Genomic DNA, 15,685 nt, shown 5'->3' on the forward strand with positions numbered 1-15,685 from the left:
AGGGGGTGCCTATTGCACGCTGATCCTCAGTCCCGGTCCAGGGCGTAGGCCGTCTGTTTGAACTCGATCCCATCCAGAAGCCCCTGAATGTAGCCCGAGATAGTGTCGGCGGCCATGATGAGCGCGGTATCGAGCGTATGGATGTAGTTGCTCGTGACCGATCCCTTCGCATGCCCGACCAGCGCGGCGATCGTGACTTCGGTGAAGCCGAGATCGTTGGCGATACTGGCGAAGCTGTGCCGCAGGACGTGTGGCGTGATGTCGGCGAGCGCGGTGTCCGCGAATATCTGCTCCCAATGGTTGGGGAAGCTCCCGAACGCATTGTCATCACCCTGGCCGGGAAAGACGTAGGTGCCGGTCTGCTCCTTCCGGCGGTTTTCGAGATACTCCACGACAGGCAAGCCGATCGGACGGATCGAGCTTCCTTCCTTACTGTCGATCAGCCGGAGACAGCTTGAATCGGTGTCAGCCTCGCTCCAAGCCAAGGTGATCATCTCGGTCCGACGGCATCCGGTGAGCGCGAGCTGCCGGATGATGTCGACCGACAACTCATACTTCCCGTTCTCTGCAGCCTTGGTCAGGATGTCGCCGAGCAGGCGATATTCGGCCTCGGTCAGGCGCCGTCCGCGCACATTGTCCTTCGGCCGCCGGACGCCGTGGACGGGATTGAGGTCGATGATGCCTGCTTCAACCGCGTAGGTGAGGATGCCGCCGAACAGTCCGATCGTCCGGGTAGCCGTTCCGGCACCGCCGCGTACGATGGCGCGGCCGCGCAGCTTCTTCGTCTTGACGCTGCAGCGGGTCTTGCCGGCCATGATGTCTTTCAGGGCCTTCGTGATGTCGGCCTTCACAAGGTCCTTGACCCTCCGAGTGCCGAGCAAGGGCACGATGTGGCGCTCGATGCGTCCTGTATCCGAGAGGATCGTGCTCGCCTTCTTTGGCCGGCCACCCTTACCCAAGATGAGGCCAGCCTTGAGATCAGCGACGTAGAGGTCGCACAGCTCCTTGACGGTGATCGCCTTGTTGTCGAGCTGCTTCTCCTCGGCGGGATCTTCACCCTGAGCGATGCGGCCTAGTTGGACCTTCGCTTCCTGGCGCGCGCGCTCGGGCGTCCAGATGCCATGCAAACCGATGGTGAACCGACGCGAACGCTTGCCGAGGCGATACTGGATGACGTAGCTGCGCTTTCCCGACGTGAAGACACGGAGGCCGAAGCCGGGAAGTTCGTCGTCCCAGATGACGTAATCTTTGGAGCGGCTTTCAGCGGCGTCAACGACCCTTTTGGTGAGCTTAGACATGGGCTTTCTCCGAGCCGACAGCGCTCTCTCGCGTAAGCATCACGTAAGCAAGCGGGCGAAAACTGTGGCGAGACAGAGCGTACTTCCGGCGGAAGCCGAAATCAAATTCTTTAGCGATTACAGGGAGATAGGCGGTCATCGGCGGCTCCTGGCGTTTATTGGCGGAGCCAGCGATAATCCCTCCGAAGGCAGAGGCCACAGGTTCGAATCCTGTCGGGTGCACCACTTCGGAACAAAGCTGGGCACTGGCCCCAGCTTTGTTCCCGGACCCGGTTTTCCGGCGAGAACCTCGAACAGCCGCGATTTCGAGCCGATGATGCGAACCTCGCCTTCGTCCACTTCCACGTGCTGGGCGAGCGCACGCAGGTGATCGCGGCGGTAGCCGCCACCCTCGATCCTGATTCTCTGACGGGCGGTGCTGGCGAAGCTGGCGAGCATGTCCGGGGTGATCGACTTGCGCCCTGAGCTGTCCAGCGAGGCGATGGCCCGCTCGGCATCGACGCGGGCCTGATCGCGGGTCGCCTTCAAGGTGGCGATGCGATCCTTGAGATCGGCATCGTCGAGGTCGGCGATGCCGGATTCTATCGCGTCGAACAGCCGCTTCAAGCGCTGGTCGGCTTCCGTCGCCCGCTTGTTGAGTTCAGCGATATGCGCGCGCTTGCGTGTGGTGCGCTCCTCACGCCGGTCCAGCACGCTGGTCAGGATGGTCTCCAGCCGCTGCGGCTGCAACAGGCGGTCCTCAAGGTGCCCCGCGACGAGATCGTCCAGCTTCTCCATCGGCACGGTCATGCCGGTGCAGCCGGTCACGCCCTGCCGCGCCTTGGTGGAACAGGTATAGTAGCGATAGCGCCCGCCCTTGCCGGTGCGGATGGTCATGGCCCCGCCACATTTCGCGCAGTGGATGAGGCCGGTCAGCAGAGTGGGGCCGCCCACTACCTGCGGCGGCGCAACCCTGGGATTGCGGGCCTTCATGCGGGCCTGAACGGCATCAAAGATCGCCTGATCGATGAGGGCGGGCACGTCAACGACGACAATCTCGGAAGCCGGGTTCCGCTTGCGGCCCTTGCCGGTCCGGTTGAACTCGTGGCGGCCGGTGTAGGTCGAGCGGGTCAGAATCTGATGGACCGCGCCGACACCCCAGCGCCCGCCGTCGCGGGTGGTGATCCCGTTGGCATTGAGCCAGGTGGCGATGGCCTTGACGCCCATAGGGCCGTTGGTGCCGTCACCCTGCGAAGCGAGACTGAATATCCGCCGCACGGTATCGGCGTGCAGCGGGTCGATCTCGATCTTCTTCTTGGCCTTGGCCCCGCGCTGCTCGGCCACGACCGTGCGATAGCCGATGGGTGGGAGCGAGCCGTTCCAGAAACCCTGCCGTGCATTCTCGCGCATGGCGCGCAGCACATGCTTGGCGGTTTCCTTGGACTGGTATTCGTCGAACAGCGCCATAATCTGCCGCATCATGTTGTGCATCGGATCGTCGCCCATTTCCTGGGTGATCGAGACGAGGCGGACGCCGTTCTTGGCGAGCTTGCGGATGTAGAACTCCAGCTCGAAGTGATCGCGGAAGAAACGTGAGAAGCTGTGAACGACAACGACATCGAACGGAGCGGGCTTGGACGTGCCCGCCTCGATCATCCGCTGGAACTCCGGGCGGCGATCATTGGTGGCGGTGGCTCCCGGCTCGATGAAGGTTTCGACGAGCTGGTAGCCGCGCGCCTCGCAATAGGCTTCTCCCTGCCTCTGCTGATCGGGAAGCGATACGGCATGTTCGGCCTGCCGGGCGGTCGAGACGCGCAGGTAAAGCGCCGCGCGCTGCTGGATGGTGGAAACAGGGGCGTTCATCGAGATATCTCGCTACTCAGGCTGCGTGCTTCAACGGGCGGGCACGCTCGACCCGCTCACGTTCCCTTGGCGTGTTCATCACTTCCCACAGGTCGTTGCGCCGCTGGAGGTTGAGCCAGAAGTCGGGAGTGTTGCCGAATACGCGGGCAAGAATGAGCGCGGTCGCAGCGGTGATGTTCCGGCGGTTTCCGCACAGTTCGTTGACGTGCTTGCGCTGCACGCCCATCGCTTCGGCCAAGGCGCCCTGGGTCAGCCCCATCGGCTCCATGAATTCCTCGGTCAGGATTTCGCCGACAGAGGCCGGCTTGCGCTTAGTCATCAGCATTGTCGCCTCGCTTTCATCGGTAGCTGTGGTCGTCCAGATAGATCCCGTCCGCCTCTCCGTGCTCCCCGTCCCAGCGGAAGATCAACCGCCATTGCTGGTTGACACGGATCGAATGAAACCCCGCCAGATTGCCGCGCAGCTTCTCGAAATGATTACTGGGCGGCACGCGAAGGTCCGAATCGGATACGGCATCGTCAATCATCTGGAGCTTGCGGAACAACCGGGCTTCGAGGTCGGACGGGATATTGCGGGAGTGGACATCATCCACGAAAAAGGCCCGCAGCCAGTCATCCCGAAAGCCGACGATCATTCGCTTCTCCGTTGTTGAGGCTATGTACCGCACTATGACCCAAATAACAAGGGTTAGTTGGGGCCCTGCCGGGCAAAGCGTTCAGATGTCGCCGAACAGTTCGTCGAACAGGTCGCCGAACCATGCCTCGAACACGTCGATTTCGGCCTCGCTGACCGGCACCGGGTCGAGCCAATCGTCCGTGACCGTCCAGGTCGCAAGGTCATGCTTGGGCGGACGGCCCATTGGCAAGCGGTAGCCCAGCAGCGCCTCAAGCTGCTCGGAAGCGGTCGGCGGATATTGCTTGCGCGGGCGGACCATGAGGCGGTTCAGGCGCGCGGGCGATGGGCGCTGCGATGCCAGCCCGCCGGGTCGGCGATCCAGGCGTCGATGGCGCTCTCGTGCCACCCCGCGCCGTGGGTGCCGATCTTGAGCTGCGGCGGGAACGTGCCCTCGGCGATCTTGCGGTAGATGCTGGATCGGGACAGGCCGGTGCGGTGAAGCACGGTCCTCATGCGGATGATACGCTCGGGAGGCTGCATAGTTTTGGAGTCGCTCGCTGGATCGTTGCAACATGCCCCGGAACCCAGCAGGACAGCTGCGCACCGAGCGTGCAAGAGCTGTGGATGGAGCGTAGCAGGCTGGCGCAGAAAAACAGGCAATCGGCGGGTAGGTGTCCACCTGGATACAGGCAGGCACCCGGCATCGACCTACATCCCGATGCCGATGCCCCGCCCGATTCCATAATCGATGCCGTGCTTGAAACACAGCTCCCGGCCGATCGATCGCTGCGAGTCCATCGCGATGCCAAGCGCAGCCTTGCGGTTGGCGAGCACCGATTTAAGCTGGGGATCGCGTTCGAGCTTGTAGGCCATTTCGCCCATCGTGCGGCGGGTGGCGCGATAGCCGCCGATGTCGCTGCCCTGGTATTGAGCAAGGCTCTTCGCTTCCAGCTTCTTCCAGTTGTCGATGAACCGGTCGGCGCGCTTGCCGAGGTCGGCCCGATCGGTGCGGATTTCGGTTTCGAGCTGGAGTGCGGTGATGGCGCGCTGGACCCTGCCGCTGGCCGCTTCGGCGGGAAGCGCCGGGTTCTTGGCATAGGCGGCTTCGGCATCGCGCCAACCAAAGGGCCGCACCTCCTCGAACGCCTTGCGGGAGTCGGTCAGCTCGCGCATCCCGCACGGTCGACGTGCGATCCCTCATTCATGCTTGCTGCGTGACATTGAGTACGACGCCTATCGCCTGCGGCAAGGTGTCCGTCGTTCCCGTGATCTCGGTAGGGTTTCCTGCGCCGGATATTGCTATCCACGGCGGCGACCGGGATTCGGCACTGCTGCGGTCCGCCAGCGAGGCACTTGAGGCCGCATCGCCGGGTGGCATATCGACTGTGTCGCCCGCCTACGAAAGCGACATGGCTAAGGCCGCCGCACTGCTGTCGGCGGTGGCAAGCGCGCCCACACTTGCATGGCAACCTGTGCGGAATGCCGAAAGCGCCTGCGAAATCTTGTACCGCGAGGCTTTGCTGCGGACCGTCGATGCGCATGGAGTCGCCGCGTCGGCCGGTGCCGCCGTGCAGGCGATCGAGCGGCTTGAGTGTGGGCCGGCGCTCGACTGCCTTATTGTGTCAAAGGTTCCCGACCTGCCTGCCGAAATGCTGCGCACGAGCGTCGCCGGGCCTCCCGCCCCTGCCGCCGCATCCCCCGACGCAGTCGCTGGCGCGACGCTAAATGAAGTTGCCGCGTCGGGCCAGGCGCCGGGCGGCTCCGCGCTTCAGATCGGATTTGAGTTCGGCAATGTTACCCCGACGGGCAATGCCCAGGCGATCCTGGACCAGATCGCGACGCTGGCGGCCAGCGGGCCGGTCAACGTCATGATCGTCGCCAGAGATACCGAGAACTGGGACCCGGCGAAGCGCGACAGCCTGCTCGACGAGCGCCTGGCCGCCATCGTTTCCGCGCTGGCCAACCGCGGCATCGCGCCTGCCGCGATCGCCGTCACCTGGCGTCCCGATCGCGCGGACACGTCCATTCATCGTGACGGGCCCGGCTTGCAGGAAATCGCGCGCATCCAGGTCCGAAAATGAAAGGAGAAGGAGAATTAGGTGGCCCGCAGCCGGTCAAGATTCCGCATTTTGAAATTTAGATCACCAAACAGGGGATTATCCATGAAAAGAATGACTTCACTTCGTTCCACGCTGCTCGCAGGCGCAAGTATAGCCGTTGCGGGCTTCGGATCGTCCGTCTTTGCGGCTCCTGCCTATACGGGCCCGTCCGTCAATGTCATAGGGGCGGCCACGCTCGACGCGCAGCAGTCCAATGGCACCTATGAAGGCCTCTCCGCCGTGACGCTGGGCGCCAACACCGATGGCGTGATTTCCGTCCTGCTCAACAGCAACGACCCCGATGTCTATGCGCTGACGGGCGGCACGGTGACCGTGGGCACGACGGGCGCGGGCAACGGCAATACCGCAAACGCGACCGGCTATGCCAACACCGCCAGCCTCGCGCTTGAACTGACCTCGGCCAACACGCTGACCGGCTCGGGCTCCGCCAACGTGCTGGCGACCGCTAATTCGGGCTCTGTCACCCCGGTGGGCGCCACGGTCACCGCAACCGACGATCTTGGCGTGCATGTCGCGCAGCAGAACAACGGCGTCGACGCGACGGTGACGAACGCCACGCAGATGAAGATCGCTCTCGACCATGGGGCAGAGAACAGCACGCTCACGCAGGCGGGCAACGCCATCAGCGGCACCGGCGTGCTGAACTCCACCAACTCGTCGTTCACCGGCTCGAACGTCAATGCCTCGACCGCCTCCCTCGGTTTCGGCTCGGCCCAGTCGAGCGTCGCGTCGAGCCTGTCGGTGACGGTCGGCGGCCTTAACACCGTCACCACCTCCAGCGACGCCGACGAGGATACCTTGGCCCGAAGGGGGGACGTTAGGTTGGAGCTGCGTAAACCTTGAATAGCGTCACTCAATGGCGCGTCGTTTGATGACATTCCTCTCGTCGATGTCGAGAGTGAATGTCGGCTATTGGAGAGCGACCGAAACTGGGGCCCAAAGCAGGAGGCTGACTTCTGGGCCGTCAGCAGAACGTCGGTTCGAATTGCAAGCACCACGAAATCGGCCACGATTTGCTCGTGGGGAGCGACGGTCGCTCCGGAGGCTGCGGACAGCTATTTGAACACCCTTAGCGGATCGGCTCGCAATTGCTTAGACTGCGGGTCGTGACTGATTCCGATCCCAATCCTTCATTCGCCGAAGCAGCGCCTAACGAAATCAAGAATCATGCCCGGGGCGCAGCACCTGCATCGGGTCTGAACTTTCAAGCTGTTGTGACAGCAATCGCGGCCGCTCATTTTCTCGATGGCAGCAAGATTGGATGGCTCGACGAACTGACGGATGACACGCCGATGGCGATCTGGGCCGAAAGTGGCGGGCCGGGCGACGATGTCCGCCTCGAATTGCGGTCAGCGACGGCTGAAGTGCAGGCCAAGCGCGGCCTCACCGCAAATGCGAGACTATGGGACGCGATGCTCGATCTCGCGCGCGGCGTGCACGCGGGCCGGATCGACTTTGGCATTCTGGCTGTCTCTCCAGACAGCAGTCAGACCGTCACGCACCATCTCGAACAGAACCTGCGCCATATCGGCAGCGGACGCACCGATCGGCTTCACGATGTCGGGCGCAAATGGATCGCCAAGCTCGAATCTGCCGGTCTCGATCCGGTCACCCTGTCGCGCGCGATCCGTATCCAGACCGTCGCCGCAACCGACGGTAATGTCGACGCGATCCGCGCCGCGAAATCCATCCTAACACGCATTTGTGGCAGCGCGGCGATGGCCGATCTCGCCTGGCAAGCGTTGGTCGAGGGCGCGCACGCCCTAGTCGCTCGCAAAGGGCGATGGGATTTCCTGGCAGTCGTCCGACTGCTGTCCGCGGCCGGTGTCTCCCTCGGAGATGCGAGCAGCCCGGTCGGCGCGACTGCGAAGGTGATCGACTGGGCAAGAACCTCCAATCAGACTTTCACGGTGTTTGGTGCGGGGCGTCCGGTCTTGCTCGACGCCGCTTGGATACCGCTTAGTGCACGCCTGATCGACCGAATGACGACACCTGCCGACCCCGCCGCCGCGATGGCGCGGTACCGCGATGTGGAAGCGCGACGCTGGGGGCCCGAGCGCGAGGAAATCTACGACGCCGAATTTCTTGGATGGTTCAAGCGCAGGGGCGTGATCATTGCTGGTCCGGGGCTCGGCAAGTCGACCTTGTTGCGGCGGCAGGCGCAGCGTTACGCCAGGGATGGCTATCCCGTGCTGAGGGTCTCCTTGCGCAGGGTCGCTGCAAGCCTTGCCGCCGGGGAAAGGTTCGAGACGGCCATCCTGCGGCTCGGGCTGGAGGGGTCCGGCATCGACGAGTCCCAACTGGCGAATGTCGGCGCGGACGGCTGGGTATTGCTTGCCGACGGGCTGGACGAATGCGGGCCCGCGCAGGAGTTAGTCGCCGAGGCCTTGAACCGTTTCAGCCTCGGCCATCCGGCGTGCCGGATCCTCGTGACGACCCGCCCGATCGGCTATGAGACCGCGGCATTGGCGGACTGGCAGCACTATGAATTGGTCCGGCCGGAAGGCAGCAGCGCGACGGCGCATGTCGGTCGCCTGGTCAGCGTGATCGCCCCTGAAGGCAGCTTGTCGGCTGATGCCGGCTATGCTGTCGCAACGAAAGCATTCGGGCGGAGTGAACCGGCCAATGCCATTGCGACCGACCCGCAACTTCTGGGAATGGCGGCCTCGCTCATCGCCCGGAACGAGCCGCTCGGACGATCGCGGATCGAGCTGTTCCAGCGGCTCTTTTCCTCGGTCGAGAGCAACGCTGCGGCGAAAGCCAGCAACGCCGCGATCGATCTCGATCTCTGCCATGCTGTGCTCGACCGCATCGGCTGGCGACTGACCGAAGATTCGCTGAGCGGATATGACTCCATTCTCGCCCATGTCACAGTCGAGATGACGGCGTTGCTTGGGACGACACCCCTGGCGGCGGCCCGGCAGGTGCGCACCGCGGTGCAGTTCTGGGAAGAAATCGGCGTCATCGAGCGCGTCCATCACCGCAGCACGGCGCTCCTAGCCTTCGTGCACAAGAGCTTCGGCGAGTATGCCGCCGGCCGACTGCTCGCGGGGCCGGATGCCGGCAAACGGGCCGACGCACTGGACCGGATCGCGACCCTGCCCGATTGGGCGGAGGTCATGACGTTTGCCGCCAGCCTCGGCGCGGGCGTTGAAGTGATCGATGCGCTCCTGTCCGGACAAGAGGTGAAACGGGCGGTGGAGATCGCGGCTGACCCTGCGGTCGATCTAACCAATCCGGATGCCAAGCGTGTGACGAAGACGGCGTTCGCCGAGGTCGACAGGGGCCGCGATCGTATGAAGATCGGCTTCGCGCTGATTGGCCTAGCGGCGCGCTATCCCGCCGCGGTCGGCCCAGAAGCAGCCGCGCGCATCGAGAGTACCGACGCAAGTATCTGCCGCATCGCCTGGGCCTGCGCGGTGGAGGCGGGCTCGGAATATCATGACCCCGATGTCGCGGCGCAGCGAGCCCTCGATATGCTTCGGCGCGAGGATTCGGGTGTGCGGTCGTCCCTGATGGGCGGCATCCGGCTGATCACTTCCGATGGCGCCGAGATCGCACCGCGGATGGCGCTAACCAACCTCAAGGTTCTGGTGAAGCGCTGGCCCGCCTCCGACATCGAGGCCCATGCCGAGCAGCTGATCGGAGACGGCAATCGCGTTTCCGTCTCCTTTGTTCAGGACGCGATACGCATCATCAAGCCGCTCGGCATCGATCTGAAATGGCCGCGGGAGTATAACAGCTCGATCTCCCAGCTGATGCAGCCGGACGGTGCCTATCGCGCCGCGGAGAAGAAGGCGCTCGAAGGACTGCTCGATGCCATTTCCCAGGCTATCGGCTTGGACCGAGCGGACGCCCCTACGACCACATTGGACTTCGCGCTGCACCCGCCGCTACAGATTGCGGGCCTGATCCGGATCATCAGCTTTTGGGAAGTACCTGGAAGTGATGTCTGGGCCTGGACCGAACCTTATGACCGCGCGCCTGTCGCCGAGCTGCTAAGGATCATTATCACCCTGTCCGGGTTCGATAAGGCCCGCCTGGCGCGTGAGGTCGCGACCATCCGGCAGAAGCTTGCCGAAGGCGTGCACCGGACCTTTTTCGGCGTGCTCGACGATGTCCACCATGTTCATATCGACGATCCGCAATGGGAACCCCTGGCGCAGATCGAACCCGATCTTGCGCTGGTCGAAAAGGCACTCGGTCATGAATCGGTGTGGGTCGTGCAGGTCGCGACCGAAATCCTCGCGCATGCCGAACTGAGGCCAGAGCGCATCGCGCAAATGCTCGCCACGACATCCGCGCTCGGCTTTGCCTCGGCCGGCTATCTGGCGACGCGGCTTCCCGAGCCCATTGGCAGCGACCTCATCGTCGAACGTCTGGAAGGCCCCCCTCAAGTCGGGCTGCGGTATCTCTTTCGCCAGCTCGGTTCGACGAACATTGCCTGGACGCCGCGCGTCGCAGCCGCCACCGAAAAGCATCTGCTGGCCCAATCCCACTGGACCGCAATCGCCGCCGCCCGTTTCGCCCTACAAAAAGCCGAGGCAGGCGCCGAGATCGATCCCGATTTGCTGTGGCGGGCATATCGGCACTGGCAGTCCCATGAACCGAAGCCAACCGATGAAGGGTCCATTCCGGACAGCCCGCGCGATGCGCTGTTCAAGGCATTGCTGGTAGGAGACGCCGTTTCCGACACGGCACTTATCGAGGCGAGCGGGGACCGTCATCATGACGTGGGCAAAGCCGCAACCGAACGGCTTCTATCTCGTGCCGCGCAGGATCCGATCGTCGTCCGGTCGATCGGCGAGGCGATCGAAGCCGGGTCGGCCGGCCCCCATTTCTTGCGCCAGTTCCTTTCGCAGCGCCCGTCCCTCGACCAGAAAACAATCGAGGCGATCGCAGGGCGATTGGAAGATCCCAGTCCGCAGTGGCGGCTTGCTGCCACTGGAATATTACAGGGCGACTATCTGCCTTCGGATCGGGTTCGGCATTACGCCAGCATCCTATCGGGCGACGACCAAGTCGAGATTTGCGAGGCCGTCTCGTCGATTGCGGTCGATTGAGCCGACTCTTGCAATGGATCCGCCTTCGACACGGCAAAGCGCCTGCCCTCCCGGACGAACGGCAGGTTCTAGGTTAACCACGGCTCGAGCTGAACGGCCGAGAATAGGGCGCGTTGCCGATCGTCCACTTCGATCAATTCTAACGACAGTTTTTGCCGCGAGCTGACATTAGCTGTGTCGGCGCTGAACAGCTGATCCTGGTCGGAAGCCGTATAGACGACGCCCTGCTGGCGGGCGCTGCGCGCATCGCCGGGGTAGCGACGATACTTTTCCAATCGCGCGAGCACGCGGCCTTCCCAGGTGTCGGGGGCATTGCTCGATGCTTGCGGCGCTGGTGATGCCGGTGCCGTCCTGGGCGCGGCCGTCTCCGGCTGTGGCGGCGTCGGGGCCGGTGGCGCGATCGGTTGAGCCTGCGGTGCCGGCAGGGTGGCGACGGGCGCAATCGTCCGCATGATCGGTTCGACCTTGGGCGGGGTCGGCTTCTTGTCCTGCTTCTCGATCGGCTTGGGCGCTTCCTTCGGTTTGGGCGGTGTCTCGGGTGGCGAGGCGAGCGGGAGCAGCGTCACCACCAAGGGAGCGGCCGGCTTCGGCGGCGGCGAGCTGACCTCGAACGACAGGAACAGGCCCACCGCCACCAGCGCATAGATGCAGCTCGTGCCGACGAACGCCAGCACCCGCCGTCCGGGCGGCGGCGCATAGCCGTGGCGCTCCGCCGGGATCGGCAGGACGATCGGCGCGGCATCGGTGTCATAGTCGGCCGCCATCGCGTCCTCCGATGGCTCAGGACGAACGAGCGCGAGCATGGTGCGGCCTCCCTTGTCGGGCGCGGCGGAGATGGTGCGCGATCACCAGCAGCGGGGCGGCGAGCGCCGCCCAGGACAGCCACCACCAGATGCCGCCCTCGCCGATCAGCGCTGAGATCAGGCCGAACAGCGTCAGCACGGCCAAACCGATCGGCCAGCCCCATTGCGCCGCGAAGGTAGCTTGCCGGCGCGGCTTCATTCGGCGGGTTCCACCACCGGCATTGCGCCATGAGGCGCGTGGGGGGGGCTTCGCGGCCCTTTCCCGTCTCGGGCGGGCGATCCACAGATAGAGGCCGCTGCCCAGCACGACGATCGTTACCAGATCGAGCAGCGCCCAAAGAATCTTGAGCGGCATCCCGCCATAGTCGCCGAAATGCAGCGGTCGGGAGACTTCCAGTGCGCGCAGATACCAGGGCATCCGTACCACGGCCGTCAGCTTGCCCGTGCGCGCATCGACGAGAACCGGACTAAATAGCCTCTCGGTCAACGGCGATGCGCCGTGCGCCCAAATTAGGTAATGATGGGGGCTCCCATCATCGTCGCCAGGGAAAGCAATACTTGTTGCAGTCATTCCGGGTAGTTGGTGCAGCGCCGTTTTGATTGCAGCCTGCGGTGAAGAAAGTTCATTCGGATTTGGTGGCGTTTGTCCCTTCCACGGGGCCAGCATCTCCTTCACGTCTGTTTGCTGCCAGGCCGCGAATAACGGCGTCGAAAGCTCATTCATTACGCCCGTCGCACCGACCACGAACGCCCAGGCGAGGGTTACAACCCCAAGGAGATTGTGAAGGTCGAGCCAGCGCGTTCGTTGCGAACGTTCACTACGCACGACGCCAAATTCGAGCTTTCGGGTAAAGGGACCATAGAGAACGGCCCCGGAGACGATGGCAGCTAGGAAAAGAAGGCCGATCCCACCAAGAAATAATTCACCCGGCAAACCGGCAAACAGGTCCATGTGCAGCCGCAGCATGATGGTGATGAAGTTCATGCGTCGTTGGCCTGGCGGCTTCGACTGCCCGATCACCTTCCCTGTATGAGCGTCAAAGCGGACAAAATGCTTTAACTTCGGATCAGATTCTAACGCTTTGAACGAAGGTGCCAACCATATGTAAACTTGGGGCTCATCGTCATCTGTGAATATAGATGTGACGATCTGGCCCGGATACATGCTCTTGGCAGCGGCCATCAGATGATCCACGTCCTTGCGAGCCGTTCCAGCGGGAACGCTAGCATAAGGCGGTTTTGGGTTACTCAGATCAGCGATCTCCTCCGCGAAAATCAGCGGCAAGCCGGTTAGGCAGAGGATCAGCAAGAAGGTTGTACAAACAAGGCTGGACCATTTGTGGACCCACCGCCATCTGAGCAAAGCGGTCGGAGGGGATTTTACCCCCTCAGACCTCCGCAATGCTGCAACAGGCCTTGGCATCAATATTTGCCCCGTAGCGAGATCATGAAGCTGCGAGGCTCGCCGTAGTAGTTTCCGCGACGAATACCCGTCAGGGTTGTATAATAGCGTTTATCGAAGATGTTGTTGACATTAACACTCGCAGAAAGATTCGGGCTGATTTGATAGGCTATGCGCGCGTTGGCGAGAGCATAACTTCCCTGAACGAGACGGAAGGCACCATCATCGACATAGAATCGCGTCTGAAATTGAACGCCGGCACCGACCGACCACGCCTTCAAGTTTGACGGCAAGGTGTAATCCGTCCAGACCTTGAAAAGATGCTTGGGCGTCGTTGAGTTGAAAACCTGTCCTTGAGCGTCAGGGTCTCGAATATACTTGGTTTCTGTATAGGTGTAACCCGCCGAGACTTTCCAGTCATGAGCCAGATCGCCAGTCGCTTCCGCTTCAAATCCGCGACTACGAACTTTCCCCTGGGCGACAGAAAAATCCTCATGGTCCGGATCGGTGATGGCACGATTGGTTTGCTCAATCTGGAAGAGGGCAAAAGACACATTGAGTCTATCTTCGAAGAGACCTCGCTTGATGCCTAACTCATAGTTCTTGCCCACCACGGGTGGAAGGATCCCACCTGTGTAATCTGTGGCAGATTGAGGCTGAAAAATATCGGCGTAGCTGGCGTATAGAGAGGTGTCAGGGTCAACCTTGAAGACAAGGCCACCGTAGGGTGTAAAAATGGCGTTCTTCTTCGATATTTCGGGCGGGAAATATAGGAGGGCAGGCTGGTCATAGAGGGCTTGATTTTCCCACCATGAAAGCCTTGAGCCAAGAATGACGGTTAGGCTATCGCTGATGCTCAGTCGCGCAGTCGCGTAGATACCAGCCTCCTTATCCGTGCCATGAACCCGGAAGCTATAAACGCCGTTGAATTTGTATTCTGGCACAGCGTAGGGGTCGAAATTGAACACGTTGACGGGGGGCGGCGGAGTCACCGGGCTCATGTTCTCGTAAGAGAACCCATTTTTACGTATCCTCGCTGTCCCGCCAATCAGGATCGTATGATCACGACCAAATAGGCGCAGGGGGCCGGTCAGAAACGCATCGATGCCAGTCTGCTTGTCGCGGTAATCCGGGTTTGACAGATAATTCAGGCGTGGCCCAAGCCCGGTCACAGGGTTGGCGGCACCAAATACGCCGACACTATATAGATTGTTATGTCCCGTGGCCCGACGAAATACGGCTTTCGCGTTCCAGCGACCAATACTTTGACTAATCTCCGCGAAAGCCTCTTGGTCATTGAAGCGGAATCTATTCAACGCCGAATCTAGGAAGGTCGATCGAGAGAAGTTCAGATCGGCTCCGGTCGTGGCGCGCGGGAGACCATTGAGAGTCGGGGTAGATCGGCTACCCATGTAGTTATAGCCTGCGGTGATCTTCGTTGTGTCGGTGAGATCATACTCGGCAATGCCGTAAACAAGCCACCGTCGCTGATGCGCGACATCGTAGAAGTAGTCGTTATCCTGAAACGACCCAACTACCCGAACACGCAAACGGCCAGCCTTGTCTAACGGACCTCCAACATCCAGTTCAGCGCGGTAGTTGTTCCATGATCCAGCACTTACCGCGCCGGAGATCGCAAGCTCGGATGTAGGGCGTTTTCTAACCAGATTGACCGATGCAGATGGATCGCCTGTACCTTGGAGAAGGCCGTTGGGGCCGCGAAGCACCTCAACGCGATCATACATCGAGAGATCGGCGCTTAGAAGCGTATCTGTATCAAGGCGCGTTGGAAGGCCGTCGATTTGCAATATTCCCACTTCGAATCCCCGCACAGTGTAGCTGTTGCGTTGGGTTCCGTTCGTGGAGATAGAGACGCCGGTTGCCTGAGCCATCGCGTCCGAGAGAGTGAATAAATTCTGATCCTCGATCCGCTGGCGCGTGACTACACTGACGGATTGAGGGATGTCGCGCGGGTTTAAGACTGTCTTCCCGATGGTGACGGCGTTGGTAGTATAGGACTTTGTTCGCTCGGTTGTGGCGGCGGAGGATGGAAGGCTACCGCCGCTGGCATAAGTATCAGAGCCTCCCTCGACCCGCACCGGACCGAGCTGCACCGCACCGGCGTCGGCCGTGGGCGCGCGTTCGAGGGTGAACATGTTCGGGCCGGTCTGGCGATAGGTGAGCCCGGTGCCGGCGAGGATGCGTGAAAGCCCCTCGGCCGCGCCGAAGCTGCCTTTGAGACCGGAGCTTGTGGCGCTTTGCGTCAGCGGCGCATCATAGATCAGCTCGACATGCGCCTGGCGCGCGAACTGATTGAGCACGGTCGGAAGTGGGCCTGCCGCGATGTCGTAGCTCGTGGCCTGCTGCGCGTAGGCGGGGGCAGCGCTCAGCGCTGCAACCGAAAGCGAGGTGGTGGCAAGAAGCGCGAGCGCGATCCCGCGAGCCGGGCTTGCCGGGTGGCGTGGGCATGTCAATTTCACAGGTCAGTCCCCCGATCGTCAAAACAGATGGGAGCGCCCGCTATTACTAATGCGAGCGGCT

At 62.2% G+C, this 15,685-nt stretch carries 14 protein-coding genes; 3 read left to right on the top strand and 11 right to left on the bottom strand.

Features of this window, described 5'->3' with window-relative positions:
• Positions 1–26: 26 nt before the first annotated feature.
• The 8 genes from SCLO_RS05060 to SCLO_RS05090 form a co-directional block, all read right to left on the bottom strand.
• Positions 27–1,298 (bottom strand): tyrosine-type recombinase/integrase, encoded by a 1,272-nt coding sequence (locus tag SCLO_RS05060; protein ID WP_066522486.1) that lies wholly within the window; start codon positions 1,296–1,298, stop codon positions 27–29.
• Positions 1,291–1,437 (bottom strand): hypothetical protein, encoded by a 147-nt coding sequence (locus SCLO_RS23250; RefSeq protein WP_157080368.1) that lies wholly within the window; start codon positions 1,435–1,437, stop codon positions 1,291–1,293. Before SCLO_RS23250 ends, SCLO_RS05060 begins: the two co-directional genes overlap by 8 nt.
• Entirely contained in the window at positions 1,434–3,140 is a 1,707-nt protein-coding gene (locus SCLO_RS05065; RefSeq protein ID WP_096362092.1) for a recombinase family protein, read from the bottom strand. The genes SCLO_RS23250 and SCLO_RS05065 overlap by 4 nt, the downstream gene beginning before the upstream one ends.
• 16 nt (positions 3,141–3,156) lie before the next feature.
• A complete protein-coding gene (locus SCLO_RS05070) occupies positions 3,157–3,459 on the bottom strand; it encodes a HigA family addiction module antitoxin (protein WP_231923350.1) in 303 nt (100 codons plus the stop codon).
• A 19-nt stretch (positions 3,460–3,478) separates the two neighbouring features.
• On the bottom strand, positions 3,479–3,775 hold the full coding sequence (locus tag SCLO_RS05075; RefSeq protein ID WP_066521714.1) for a type II toxin-antitoxin system RelE/ParE family toxin: 297 nt from the start codon (positions 3,773–3,775) through the stop codon (positions 3,479–3,481).
• Between the two features lie 81 nt (positions 3,776–3,856).
• Complete coding sequence (locus SCLO_RS05080; RefSeq protein ID WP_066521717.1) at positions 3,857–4,075, bottom strand: hypothetical protein; 219 nt, start codon at positions 4,073–4,075, stop codon at positions 3,857–3,859.
• Positions 4,076–4,083: 8 nt separating this feature from the next.
• Entirely contained in the window at positions 4,084–4,296 is a 213-nt protein-coding gene (locus tag SCLO_RS05085) for a helix-turn-helix transcriptional regulator (RefSeq protein WP_066521719.1), read from the bottom strand.
• A 168-nt stretch (positions 4,297–4,464) separates the two neighbouring features.
• Entirely contained in the window at positions 4,465–4,929 is a 465-nt protein-coding gene (locus SCLO_RS05090; protein ID WP_066521722.1) for a hypothetical protein, read from the bottom strand.
• A 47-nt stretch (positions 4,930–4,976) separates the two neighbouring features.
• Between SCLO_RS05090 and SCLO_RS05095 the strand changes: the two genes are divergently transcribed.
• The 3 genes from SCLO_RS05095 (at position 4,977) to SCLO_RS05105 (ending at position 10,939) form a co-directional block, all read left to right on the top strand.
• Positions 4,977–5,837 carry a hypothetical protein gene (locus tag SCLO_RS05095; RefSeq protein WP_123905446.1) on the top strand — a complete coding sequence of 287 codons (861 nt, stop codon included), beginning with the start codon at positions 4,977–4,979 and terminating at the stop codon, positions 5,835–5,837.
• 81 nt (positions 5,838–5,918) lie between these two features.
• Complete coding sequence (locus tag SCLO_RS05100; protein ID WP_123905447.1) at positions 5,919–6,719, top strand: hypothetical protein; 801 nt, start codon at positions 5,919–5,921, stop codon at positions 6,717–6,719.
• 263 nt (positions 6,720–6,982) lie between these two features.
• Positions 6,983–10,939, top strand: coding sequence for an NACHT domain-containing protein (locus tag SCLO_RS05105; RefSeq protein ID WP_231923351.1), 3,957 nt, complete (start codon positions 6,983–6,985; stop codon positions 10,937–10,939).
• Positions 10,940–11,007: 68 nt separating this feature from the next.
• Here SCLO_RS05105 and SCLO_RS05110 read toward each other — a convergent pair whose 3' ends face one another.
• The 3 genes from SCLO_RS05110 to SCLO_RS05120 form a co-directional block, all read right to left on the bottom strand.
• Positions 11,008–11,742 carry a hypothetical protein gene (locus SCLO_RS05110; protein ID WP_066521730.1) on the bottom strand — a complete coding sequence of 245 codons (735 nt, stop codon included), beginning with the start codon at positions 11,740–11,742 and terminating at the stop codon, positions 11,008–11,010.
• Positions 11,720–13,051 carry a PepSY-associated TM helix domain-containing protein gene (locus SCLO_RS05115; protein WP_231923352.1) on the bottom strand — a complete coding sequence of 444 codons (1,332 nt, stop codon included), beginning with the start codon at positions 13,049–13,051 and terminating at the stop codon, positions 11,720–11,722. The genes SCLO_RS05110 and SCLO_RS05115 overlap by 23 nt, the downstream gene beginning before the upstream one ends.
• Positions 13,052–13,164: 113 nt before the next feature.
• Positions 13,165–15,624 carry a TonB-dependent siderophore receptor gene (locus SCLO_RS05120; protein ID WP_066521731.1) on the bottom strand — a complete coding sequence of 820 codons (2,460 nt, stop codon included), beginning with the start codon at positions 15,622–15,624 and terminating at the stop codon, positions 13,165–13,167.
• Positions 15,625–15,685: the final 61 nt, after the last annotated feature.

It is taken from the genome of Sphingobium cloacae, assembly GCF_002355855.1.
GTDB classification, from domain to species: Bacteria; Pseudomonadota; Alphaproteobacteria; order Sphingomonadales; family Sphingomonadaceae; genus Sphingobium; species Sphingobium cloacae.